We start from the raw sequence: 11,939 nt of genomic DNA on the forward strand, positions 1-11,939 counted from the left end.
AAGGTTATCATACGACAAGAAAGCCATCTCTGCAAGTACAGGCTTTAGTGGACAGGCAGGATTGAGATCACGGACTTTCAAATGACACAATTCAGAGTTGCGAATTCCTGTATCCAGTCTTTCGGCTTGACACAGTGTACCACCCAAGTAAAATGAAACCAGAAAGAATTTCAGCCCCGCCGCTGGCATCGGTGAGGCTGGAAAGGCAACGCGGTAGCGGCGCGTTGCGGCAAAATGAGCATAGCAAACTTTTGCCGTCCGCGCAAGTGAACTGCCTGCCGCGGGCGGAGTGCATTTTTCAGGAGAATCATGGACTTTGACGTTCTTACTATCCGCGCTGGTGACGTTATTGAAGGGCCGCGCTGGCCCGAACCGCTGCAGATAGACCTGATCGAGGCAGTGGGGAATAGCCACGTTCGTCTGGTCGGGGCATTGCTCCGCAGTCAGGCCCATGTTGACCAGATTTTGCCGATGCAAGAGGCTGTGAAGTTGCGTCCATTTCGGCTGAAGCAAGGATTTAGCGCCGAACCTCGCCGGGTCTTCCTGGCATTAGAAGCACGTCGCTACCGCTATGCATCCCTGTATGACCCTCTGCTCGCAATGAACATCTCCAAAGTGGACCCACTCCCTCACCAAATTGAAGCCGTTTATGGGTATATCCTCCATCAAAACCGAGTACGTTTTCTGATTGCCGATGACCCCGGAGCCGGTAAGACGATCATGGCCGGGCTGGTCATCAAAGAGATGAAACTTCGAGGGCTGGTGCGGCGTATTTTGATTGTGGCTCCCGGACACCTGAAAGACCAGTGGCAGCGCGAACTACAGGAACGCTTCGATGAACGTTTTACCTTAATGGATCGCCAAACCATGCGCAACCGCTTTGGCGAGAATGCATGGGAGAACGAGTTCCAGGTCATTACCTCGCTTGATTTCGCCCGCCAGGAAGATGTCATGCAGTCCATCGCCAGCGTACATTGGGACTTGACCATCGTGGATGAGGCGCACAAGATGGCTGCCTACAAATACGGCGACAAGACGGAAAAGACCAAACGCTACCGTCTGGGTGAGATCCTCTCACGCAACAGCACCCATCTACTGTTCCTCACTGCCACTCCCCATCGCGGCGACCCGGAGAACTTCCGGCTGTTCCTGGATTTGCTTCAGCCAGGCGCTTTTGCCACGGTGGAGATGCTGGACTCCTCCATTCGTGCAGGCGACAATCCCCTCTTTATCCGCCGCTTAAAAGAAGACCTGAAAGACTTCGAAGGCAAGCCGCTTTTCCTGCCGCGCCAGGTGAAAACAATGGCTTTTCATCTGGGCACCGAGTCGCCCTCCGAAAAAGAACTGTATAATGCCCTTTCTCGTTATGTAGAGGAACAGTACAACAAAGCCCTTGCCAGCGACAAACGTCGCAATATTGCCTTTGCCATGGTGATTCTGCAACGCCGCCTGGCTTCCAGCACATATGCCCTGTATCGCTCGCTGGAACGGCGTAAGAAACGGCTGGAGGAACTGCGCCAGCAGGCCGATGCTTTTCGAGATGGGAGGCTCGCTGTTCCAGCCGAAACTTTTTCCATGGATGAAGTGGAGGAATTGAGCGAAGAGGAACGCTGGGAGCAGGAAGCCCTATGGGAAACGCTGAGCAGTGCCGAAAACCGTGCCGAACTGGAAGCGGAAATACAGACCCTTGAACAGTTACTCCAGAAGGCACGTGCGATTATCGAGAAAGGTGACGAAGTCAAATTGCGTCATTTCAGGGCTGCGCTGGATGAATTGATGAACAAAACACGGACAAACGCAGGCGAAACTGAAGAACATCGTTCTGTGTCCGGTTCTCCTAAAGTACTGATTTTCACTGAGTCGCGCGATACGCTGGAGTACCTCGAAAAGCGGCTGCGGGAGTGGGGCTATCGCGTCTGCACCATTCACGGGGGAATGCCGCTGGAGGCTCGTATCGCCGCCGAAAAGACCTTCAAGAACGAAGCCCAGGTAATGGTCGCTACGGAGGCCGCCGGTGAAGGCATCAACCTGCAATTTTGTCACCTGATGCTCAACTACGACATCCCCTGGAACCCCAACCGTCTCGAACAGCGCATGGGTCGCATTCACCGCTACGGCCAGACCCGCGAGGTCACCATCTTCAACCTGGTGGCCGCCGATACCCGCGAAGGCCGCGTGCTTCATCGCCTGTTCGAGAAACTGGAGGAGATCCGTGCTGCCCTCGGCAGTGATAAAGTCTTTGATGTGATTGACGAACTCTTTCCGGGCCGCGACCTTGCCCAACTGCTGACCGAAGCCGCCGCCAACGCTCGCACGCTGGAGGACATCCTGCGCGAAATCGAAATCCATGTGGATGAGGACTACCTGCGCCAGGTGCGCGCCAGCCTCGGCGAGAGCCTGGCAACCCGCTACATTGACTATACCCGCATTCAGGAGATGAACGCCCGCGCCCGCGAGCGGCGCCTGATTCCTGAATATACCCAGGCCTTCTTCCAGAAAGCCTGGGAACATCTGGACGGCGAGATGCGCCCGCGCGCCGACCGCTCCGGTTTCTTCACCCTGGATAAAGTCCCCTCGGTCCTGCGCACCCTTGCCGAAGAGGATGTCTTTAAAAAACGCTTTGGTCTGTTAGGAAGGCGCTATCCGCTGGTCACCTTCGATAAAGACCTGGCGATGAAGGACTCCCGGGCGGAGTTTGTTTCCTTTGGACACCCGCTCTTCGAGGCTGTCTTGCAGTGGATCGAGCGGCATCTCACCACTGCCCTGCAGCAAGGCGCCACCTTCCTCGATCCCGACGGTCATCTGGATGGGGTGTTGCTCTTCTACGAGGGACAGGTTACCGATGGACTGGGCGAGGTGGCCGGGAAACGCCTGTTTTCGCTCTTCATCCCGCGTTCGGGCGAAGCGCCGAAAATGATGGACCCGGCCATCCTGTGGGATCTGGTTCCCGCCGAAGCCCCCGCACCCGCTGATGGTCTCGACCTGGAAGCGCTGAAGCAACAGGGAATCACCTGGCTCATTCCACATCTGGAAGCCTACCAGGAGGAACTGCGCGCCGGACGTCAACGCGAGGCTGAAATTAAACGCAGGTATGGTCTGGAATCACTGCGTTACCTGATTCTCGACCTGGATAATGATTTGATTCGCCTGCAAGAGCGCGCCCTGAACGGCGAGGATGTCTTGCTGGTGATGCGCAACAAGGAACAGCAGAAGGAAAATTACCGCCAGGCTTTGAACGATCTGAAAAACCGCCTGGAACGTGAACAGCAGTTGACGCTGGGCATGCCGCGCTTCTTGGCTGCCGTGCGGGTAACACCCATGTTCCCCCCTGCGGAGCAAGCGGAAGCCGAGATGCGCAGCGACGCCAGAATCGAGCAACTCGGAATGGAAGTGACCTTACGTTATGAGCGCGAGCATGGCCGTCAGCCACAGGACGTAGCCGCCGAGAACCTGGGCTACGACGTGCGTTCGTTTGACCCCATCAGCGGAACAACGCGCTATATTGAAGTCAAAGCCCGCGCCGGGTCTGGCCGCGTGGCATTGACGCAGAACGAGTGGTTCACCGCCCGGCGTCTGGGCGAGGATTTCTACCTCTACGTGGTGCTGAACGCCGCCAGTGACCATCCTGACCTGTATGTGGTGCGCAACCCTGCTGCCCATCTGCAGCCCGAGGAACAGCATCAGGTGCGTTATCTGGTACCTTTCGAAGCCATTCAAGCCATTGCCGACAAGGAGAATTGATGACCCAACCCGACCGCCGTTTAATCGAAGAAACTTTTCCGGTAAAAGAAGTCAGCCAGCATTCTGCCCGCGAGAAAAACATTCGCCACGGGCACATCAGCACCCTGCATATCTGGTGGGCGCGCCGTCCCCTGGCTGCTTCGCGTGCCACCGCCTACGCCGCGCTGATTCCCTACCCTGAGGATATCCTCGAGTGGCAGAAACAGCGTAATTTCATTGTAGAGTTAAGCCAATGGGAAAACTCACTCAACGCCCCTTTGCTGGAACGCGCCCGCCGTGCCATCTACGCCGCTCACGCCGAACGGCTGAGCGCCGAACTGGGCAGACCGGTGAGCGTGGAAGACATCGAAGCGGGGCGCGTCCCCCCGCCGCGCGTGCTGGATCCCTTCTCCGGCGGCGGTTCCTACCCGCTGGAAGCCCTGCGCCTGGGGTGTGAAGCCTATGCCAACGACTACAATCCCGTGGCGGTGCTGATCCTCAAAGCCACCCTGGAGTACCCGCAGAAGTTTGGGCGTCCTTTTGAAGGAATGCCGGAGATACCCAACGCGGTTGTGGAAGTCGATTCGACCGATCAGGTCCGGGGTGAGGCAATCGAATTCTCTTTTCCCAGTAAATACACTCAAACCGCTGAATCACCCACCCCCCTGTTGAAAGCCGTGCGCTACTGGGGACACCGGGTGCTGGAAGAAGCCCGCCGGGAACTGGCGCAGTACTACACCGGGCAAAACGGCGAGACAGCGGTGGGGTATATCTGGGCGCGCACCCTGCCCTGCCAGAACCCGGCCTGCGGGGTAGAAATTCCGCTCATGCGCCAGTACTGGCTGGCAAAAAAGGATAAGAAAAAAATCAGCCTGCGCCCTCTCTCACAGGGACCCGGCAAACCGGTTGAATTTGAGATTATTGCCCAAAACCTGCCGGGCTACGCCCCCTGGGAATCGGGGTTTGATCCGGAAAGCGGCAGTGTTTCCCGCGCGGTGGTGACCTGCCCGGCGTGCGGTGCGGTGATGGATGACCATACCACCCGCCGTCTGTTCCGCGCGGGCAAAGCGGGCCAGCGCATGGTGGCCGTGGTAACAGCCCCCACAAAGGGTGGCAGTGGCAAGACCTACCGCCTGCCTGCCGGGGCTGACCTGGCCGCTTACCGCGCCGCCGAGCAGGCCCTGCAGGCCAAACGCGAGCAACTGCGCGCCGAGTGGGGCATGGAACCCCTGCCGGATGAGCCGACACCTGAGGGCAAAGGAAGTGGCGCAGAACGCGCTTTCTCTGTAAGAAATTACGGCTTGGACACATGGGGCGACCTGTTCAACCCGCGCCAGGCGCTGGCGCTGCTCACCTTTGCCGATGCCGTCCGCCGCACCCACGCCGAAATGCTCAGCCGGGGCTACCCGGAAGACTTCGCCCGCGCCGTGGCAACGTATTTGGGGATAATTTTCAACCGTCTTGCTGACAAGAATGCTAATGTTGTGGTCTACAATGTGGTCGGTGAAAAAATAGAGCACGTCTTTGGACGACAGGCTTTGCCAATGGTGTGGGATTATGTGGAAGTCAATCCATTTACAGATGTCGGCTGGCCAAACATGTTAGATTGGGTTGTAAGCGTCCTCGACCACCTCACCCGCATCCCTGCCGCACCGGGCGGGACCATTCCCCCCTCTCCCTTCGTGGGAGAGGGGCCGGGGGCGAGGGTATCCCATGCCTCTGCCACGCGCCTGCCCTACCCCGATGGCTTCTTCGATGCCGTCCTCACCGACCCACCCTACTACGACAACGTGCCTTATTCCTACCTTTCCGACTTTTTCTACGTCTGGCTCAAGCGCACCGTCGGCTACCTCTACCCCGACCTGTTCTCCACGCCGCTCACGCCCAAGGTGAGTGAAATCGTGGCTTATTCCACCGGCGAGGGCGGCCTGGAGGCAGGCAAACGCTTCTTCAAGGAACAGCTGGCCGCCGCCTTCCGCGAGAGCGCCCGCGTGCTGAAACCGGGCGGCACCGCAGTGGTGGTTTATGCCCACAAATCCACCGCCGGCTGGGAGACGGTCATCAACGCCCTGCTCGATTCCGGCCTGGTGGTCAGCGCCGCCTGGCCACTCAACACCGAGATGGAATCGCGCCTGCGCGCCAATGAATCGGCTGCGCTGGCTTCATCCATCTACATCGTTGCCCGCAAAGCCCCGCGGCAGGGGACAGGTTTCTACAATGAGGTGCGTCAGGAACTGCGCCGCTATCTGGATGCCAAACTGCAGCGCCTGTGGGAGGAAGGGGTCGGCGGAGCGGACTTTTTCATCGCGGCCATCGGCTCAGCCATCGAGGTCTTCGGCAAGTACGAGCAGGTGATCGACCTGGAGGGCAACGTCATCCGCGGCGATGTGTTGCTGGATGAAGTCCGCACGCTGGCAACCGACTTTGCCGTGCGCCAGATTCTGCACAACGGCTTTGCCGCCGAGATCAGCGACCGGGCGCGCTTCTACGTGCTGTGGCGCTGGAACTACGGCGAGGCGCGGGTGCCTTTCGACGAAGCCCGCAAACTGGCACAGTCCTGCGGGCTGGACCTGGCTGAAGAATGGTCACGGCGCGGCGGGGTGGTCAGGAAAGAGCAGGAATTCATCCGCCTGCTGGGACCGCATCAACGCGAGATGGAGCACCTGGCTGCCGGGCGGGATTTGATAGATGTGCTGCATCATGCCCTGCGGCTGTGGGAAAAGAGCGACCGCACCGCACTCATCCAACGCCTGGCAGAAAGCGGCTACGGCCGCAGTGAAGCCTTCTACCGCGTCGCTCAGGCCATTTCCGAGTGCCTGCCCATGGAAAGCAAGGAGAAAAAACTGCTCGACGGCCTGCTCACCGGGCGGGCGCGCCTGCAGGAAGAAGTCGGACAGGCGAGGTTGTTGTAGTCAAATTCAGGAGGAATAAAATGGATACGAAAAGACAGATGGACAGCATTTGGATTGCCCCCCGGCGGAACGGCGGTAACTGGACCATTCAGGATTACAAAGCCCTTGATTTTTCCAAAGAAGAAGACTGGCAAACCGCCATTCAGATGTTTGAAGACCGCATCCGCGGGCGTTTTCTAGATATTGTTGAGCAAATAAAAAGCTATCCATATGCCGGATTTGCAATCATGGCTCTGGATTGTTTGCTCATCGAAACGCTTGAGCAATTCAAGCAGGGAAAGGAAGAAACGAAGAGGGGAGAGACAAAAACCTATTTTAAAAATTTCCTGACTCAAACAGCATTTGTTGAAGATTTTGATAAAGAAACCGCTGAACTTTTCTATACCCACATCCGCAATGGCATTCTCCATCAAGCCGAAATCAAAGGCAGTTCCCGCATCCGCATTGATACACCGAAAATGGTTGAAAAAGCTGAGGATGGGCAAGGACTGATCATCAACCGCGACCTGTTTCACAAGAAATTAATGAGCGTGTTTGAGAATTACCTTAAGGAGTTGCATGAAGGAAAAGACCAAACCCTGCGTGACAACTTCCGCAACAAGATGAACGCAATTTGCCATGTATCTACAGGGGGGAATTAGGATGCCTTCTTACTTTGCTTATGGCTCAAACATGAGTACAAATCAGATGCGGAATCGTCTGGAATCAGCCAGTTTCAAAGTCGGTGTGGCAAAATTAGCAGGGTGGCGTCTGATTTTTGATAAGATTAGTAAGGATGGAACAGGTAAAGCCAACCTGCTCAAAGATGAACAGGGGGAGGTTTGGGGTGTAATATACCAGGTTACAGATGAACAGATGGAGAGATTGGATGACTTTGAGAAAGGATATTGCCGTGCGGAGGTAGAGGTTGCGCTGGATGGGGACAATAAAAGCCTTGATGTGATTACCTATATCTCCAATAAACGGGACCCAACATTACACCCAAGCCGTGATTACTTAAACACCATCATTGAAGGTGCCAGAGAGCATCACCTGCCGGAAGAGTACATTCGGAAAATTGCAACTCAGGCTGGTATTCAGGACGAAGAGAGGTTTTTATGAAACCCTTTCATACCATCGCCGTTCCACACGATGACATCCTGCAGGGCCGTCTGACCCTGGATGTGTTTGCCGCCGACCTGTGGGAAGTCTACCAGGGGCGCGGGCCAGAAGAGTACCGAGATGTGGATCTGTTCTTCCAGAAAACCTACCTGACCGAGGGCCTTAAGAACCTCTTTGCTGTCGTGGAAAAACGCCTGAAGGGCCAGGGCGGCGACCCGGTCATCCAGATGCAAACCCCCTTCGGCGGCGGAAAGACTCACTCGCTTATTGCCCTCTATCACAAAGCGCGCGAATGGGGTGTGAAGACGGCCGTCATCGTCGGCACGAAACACAGCGCTGAGAAAGATACGCTCTGGGGACTGCTTGCCGAACAACTCAATGGTTCACGATCCGGTTTTGAAGGGCAGAGTGCCCCGGGCAGTGAAGCGCTGCGGCGTTTGCTCGGCGAGCATCAGCCGCTGCTGATTCTGATGGACGAGGTGCTCGAATACGTGGTCAAAGCCTCTGCAGTGACCGTCGGAGAGTCTACGCTGGCGGCGCAAACCCTGGCATTCATGCAGGAACTGACCGAGGCCGTCGCCATTCAGGAGCGCGTTGCCCTGGTCGTCACTCTACCCTCCAGCACGCTCGAACACTACAACGAGCATGGCACGCGCCTGTTCGAGCAACTCAAGAATATCAGTGGGCGGGTGGAAAAGGTTTTCACCCCGGTGAAGGATGAAGAGGTCGGTGCCATCATCCGCCGCCGCCTTTTCTCCACCGTAGACGAGAGTGCCGCAACCGAGATGGTGAACATGTATGTCGAACAGGCAGAGCAGGAGGCTTTGCTGACGCACGGGGAGGAGAGTGCCGCTTACCGCGCCCGCTTCAAGCAGACCTACCCGTTCCTGCCCGAAGTGGTGGACGTACTCTATCATCGTTGGGGCAGTTTCCCCAATTTCCAGCGTACACGCGGCACCTTGCGTCTTCTGGGACTGGTGATTCATGCCCTCAAAAACGAATCACGACCCTACGTCACTCTGGCAGACTTTCCGTTGCAAGAAGATGAGATTCGCCGCGAGTTGCTCAAGCACATCGGCAATGAATACGATAGCGTACTGGCAGCAGATCTGCTCAGCCCCGAGGCTGGCGCGCACAAAGCCAAGCTGGAAATCGGCAAGGCTTATCAGGGGCTGAGACTGGGTGAACGTGTCGCAACCACGATTTTCCTGTACTCCTTCGTGGGTGGCGGAGGCCAGGCAGGCGCTACCCCCAACGAGATCAAACGCAACACCCTCACCCCTGGCCTTCCAGCAAGCGTCATTTCTGAAGTATTGAGCAAACTCAGCAGTCGTCTGCTCTTCTACCTGCACGAAGAAGGCGGACGTTACTACTTCTCGACCACCGCCAACCTGAACCGCGCACTGACCATCCGCATGGAAAACGTTACCGCCGAGGAACTGCGCGCTGCCGAACAGGAGGTGTTGCGTACACGAGTTCGCGGTCAGAGAATGAAAACATTCCTCTGGCCGACCCATCCCACCGATATTCCTGACGATCCAGCGCCCAAATTAATCATCCTGCCCGAGGCAGATACAACGCTCATGCAACGTTTCCTCAACGAAAAGGGGCAGACTCCCCGCGTGCACCGCAACACGCTCTTTTTCCTGACCCCCCTGGCGACTCAACGGCCTCCATTTGAAGAGCTTTTGCGCCGCAATCTGGCCCTGACCGGCCTGCTGAACGCCAAGACCCTTTCCCTGACCCCAGAGCAGCGCCAGACCTTGCAAACGCAAGAAAAAAAGTCCGCCAAAGATTTGCAGGATCAAATCGGTATGCTCTATCGCCTGCTCTACCTGCCAGACAGAGATGACCTGCGAATGCTCGACCTGGGTACTCCCACTTACGGGGGTGAACAGTACCTGGAGGAACGCGTTTATGAGCGTCTGCGCACGGAGGGGCGTCTGGTGGAGAAACTGGCTCCGGTCGTGATCAAACAGCGCTATCTGGCCACTCGGGATTTTGTGGAGACCCAACAACTGGCTGAGAGTGGTTCGCGCACGCCGGGTGAAATCCTGGCCATTGGACAGCAGGTATGGGAAAACTGCATCGCCGAGGGCGTACGCCAGGGTCTCTTTGGACTGGGTGAGTTGGACGAAAAGGGTCAGCCCAAATGCCTTTATTTCAAAGAAGAGGCCACACCCGCCCTGCAAAACAGAGAAGTGCTCATTCGTGCTGAGATTTGCGAACAACAAAAAGCGCAAGGTGGAGCAGCCAACATGCCTCCCGGCATGGCTTTCACCTCTGGGAGTATCGCCGAACCCGCGCCTGCGCCCGTCGCCGCTCCAACCGCCCCCCCAAGCAACTGGCAGGTTGCGCCGGGATCGCAGACGATGCGTCACACCCTGCGCCTGCGATTCACCCTGCCGCTTGGCAAAGCCTCCGACCTGTTCGGTCTGCTGCACCTGCTACAGGTGCGTTTTCACAAGTTGGAAATCACCCTTGAAGCCAGCGACGGCACCATCGACGAGACCGAGATCGAAGAAAAGGTGCGCGAAACCTTTCGGCAGATGGGGACGGATGTGGAGATCAAGTAAGAGGGTAGGATGAGAATGATTTTTTCCGGTATGCTTCACAAAGATCAGGTTGAATCATAAAAACCAACGCAGAAATGGTTGAGGGAAGGGAAAGATAAAATGAATTCTGCAGACTACAAAGAATGGCATATTACAGCCATTACCGATGGACCGGTATTACTGGTTGACGATATAATTGATTCGGGTTGGACATTGACAATGGCAGGATACCTCTTGAGAAAACATGGGAGCGGCCCTGTTTACCCATTCACTCTGGCTCAAGCGGCTGCAAGGAATGGAAACATATGACACTTTCTGATGATTCTCTAGCCTAATTATTGCTGTGCTCACATCTCGCATTACCCTCAACGACAGAGGTTAAGCCACTGACTCTCAAAGAGTGGAATGATGTGATGAAAAGATTGAAATCCTTATCAAAGCGTCCAAAAGATTTATTAGGGAAGAACGCAGAGGAACTCAAGCGACTGTTGGAAATAGAAGAAAACAATGCGGAAAGAATTGCTCGTCTTTTAGATCGCGGCGGTGCCATTGCCATTAAATTGGAACGCCTTGAAAGCCAGGGAATTCATGTGCTGACCAGGGCTGATCCCGATTACCCCACTCGATACAAGGAACGCCTGAAAGAAAAATCTCCGGTAATTCTGTTTTACGCCGGCGAGAAAGCCCTTTTGGGACAGCCTGGCATCGCGGTGGTTGGTTCGCGTAACCTCGATAACGTGGGCGAGAAATGTGCCGAATTTGTGGGTAATGTCTGTGGCGTGTCCGGACTGGTATTGTATTCTGGCGGAGCAAAAGGCGTTGATACCATCAGCATGAAAGCATCTTTGGATGTCCAAGGGCATGCGGTAGGAATACTGGCGAATGCTCTTACAGAAGAAATCAAAGATCCTCAAAAAAGAAAAGCGTGCAGTAGCGGACACTTGTGTCTCGTCACCCCCTATTCCCCCGATGCCCCTTTTTCTGTTGGCGCGGCTATGGGTCGAAATAAATTGATCTATGCTTTAGCGGATTACGCTATTGTGGTAGTCAGTGATGTAGAAAAAGGTGGTACCTGGGCGGGCGCTATAGAAGCATTGAAAGCAAAATGGGTTCCTGTTTTTGTGGTAGTCCATGATCAAACCCCCCCAGGTAATCAGAAGCTCATCGAACAAGGGGCACTTCAATTCCCCCATCCTTTTCCTGAAAGCCCGCTTCGACTCAAAGAGTGGTTGAAGAGAGAGACAAAAACATGGCTGGAGAGGCATTCTGCAGCCCCCCAACCGGATGTAACTCAACCACCCCTATTTGATCCGCCAAGGGACTGAAACTTCAACATAATCATAACCAGGTGCAGAGCAAATCTTGCTTCCTTCTACGATCCACCTTTGTAAAATGTAACGAAAAAGGCCGCCTGTTTATCTCTCACAGGCGGTCTTTTCCGGATCACCCCACACGCGTAGCATCTGTTGGTAATACATGCGTCCTCTTCAAATATCAGGCGGGGCTATCCCATTTTCTAATGCCATCCCTCGATGGGACCTGCGACCAACATGACCTGATTAAACAAATCGAGTGGGCCCGGCAGGATTCGAATATCATCCCTCGATGGGACCTGCGACCAACATGACCTGATTAAACAAATCGAGTGGGC

7 protein-coding genes are annotated in these 11,939 nt (G+C 55.7%); 6 read left to right on the forward strand and 1 reads right to left on the reverse strand.

Annotated features, from left to right (window positions below; genetic code table 11):
- Positions 1-170: 170 nt before the first annotated feature.
- On the reverse strand, positions 171-311 hold the full coding sequence (locus LHF31_RS02310; RefSeq protein WP_303773360.1) for a hypothetical protein: 141 nt from the start codon (positions 309-311) through the stop codon (positions 171-173).
- On the opposite strand from LHF31_RS02310, the gene LHF31_RS02315 reads away from it, so the two are divergent.
- The 6 genes from LHF31_RS02315 (at position 310) to LHF31_RS02340 (ending at position 11,613) form a co-directional block, all read left to right on the forward strand.
- Positions 310-3,741, forward strand: a complete 3,432-nt coding sequence (locus LHF31_RS02315) for a helicase-related protein (protein WP_298003158.1) — start codon at positions 310-312, stop codon at positions 3,739-3,741. The two genes, LHF31_RS02310 and LHF31_RS02315, sit on opposite strands and share 2 nt — an antisense overlap.
- On the forward strand, positions 3,741-6,632 hold the full coding sequence (locus tag LHF31_RS02320; RefSeq protein ID WP_303773361.1) for a DUF1156 domain-containing protein: 2,892 nt from the start codon (positions 3,741-3,743) through the stop codon (positions 6,630-6,632). The genes LHF31_RS02315 and LHF31_RS02320 overlap by 1 nt, the downstream gene beginning before the upstream one ends.
- Complete coding sequence (locus LHF31_RS02325; RefSeq protein WP_298006993.1) at positions 6,533-7,273, forward strand: hypothetical protein; 741 nt, start codon at positions 6,533-6,535, stop codon at positions 7,271-7,273. The genes LHF31_RS02320 and LHF31_RS02325 overlap by 100 nt, the downstream gene beginning before the upstream one ends.
- 1 nt (position 7,274) lies before the next feature.
- Complete coding sequence (locus tag LHF31_RS02330; protein ID WP_298006995.1) at positions 7,275-7,733, forward strand: gamma-glutamylcyclotransferase family protein; 459 nt, start codon at positions 7,275-7,277, stop codon at positions 7,731-7,733.
- The gene (locus tag LHF31_RS02335; RefSeq protein ID WP_303773365.1) at positions 7,730-10,309 is read left to right on the forward strand and encodes an ATP-binding protein; all 2,580 of its coding nucleotides are present in this window, start codon (positions 7,730-7,732) and stop codon (positions 10,307-10,309) included. The genes LHF31_RS02330 and LHF31_RS02335 overlap by 4 nt, the downstream gene beginning before the upstream one ends.
- Positions 10,310-10,701: 392 nt before the next feature.
- Positions 10,702-11,613 carry a DNA-processing protein DprA gene (locus tag LHF31_RS02340; RefSeq protein WP_303773366.1) on the forward strand — a complete coding sequence of 304 codons (912 nt, stop codon included), beginning with the start codon at positions 10,702-10,704 and terminating at the stop codon, positions 11,611-11,613.
- Positions 11,614-11,939 lie beyond the last annotated feature (326 nt).

The organism is Anaerolinea thermophila (assembly GCF_020723905.1).
Taxonomy (GTDB): domain Bacteria; phylum Chloroflexota; class Anaerolineae; order Anaerolineales; family Anaerolineaceae; genus Anaerolinea; species Anaerolinea thermophila_A.

Coding starts and splice junctions, on each gene's coding strand:
- LHF31_RS02310 (WP_303773360.1), bottom strand. CDS start 311: ATGATTCTCCTGAAAAATGCACTCCGCCCGCGGCAGGCAGTTCACTTG.
- LHF31_RS02315 (WP_298003158.1), top strand. CDS start 310: ATGGACTTTGACGTTCTTACTATCCGCGCTGGTGACGTTATTGAAGGG.
- LHF31_RS02335 (WP_303773365.1), top strand. CDS start 7,730: ATGAAACCCTTTCATACCATCGCCGTTCCACACGATGACATCCTGCAG.
- LHF31_RS02340 (WP_303773366.1), top strand. CDS start 10,702: ATGAAAAGATTGAAATCCTTATCAAAGCGTCCAAAAGATTTATTAGGG.
- LHF31_RS02320 (WP_303773361.1), top strand. CDS start 3,741: ATGACCCAACCCGACCGCCGTTTAATCGAAGAAACTTTTCCGGTAAAA.
- LHF31_RS02330 (WP_298006995.1), top strand. CDS start 7,275: ATGCCTTCTTACTTTGCTTATGGCTCAAACATGAGTACAAATCAGATG.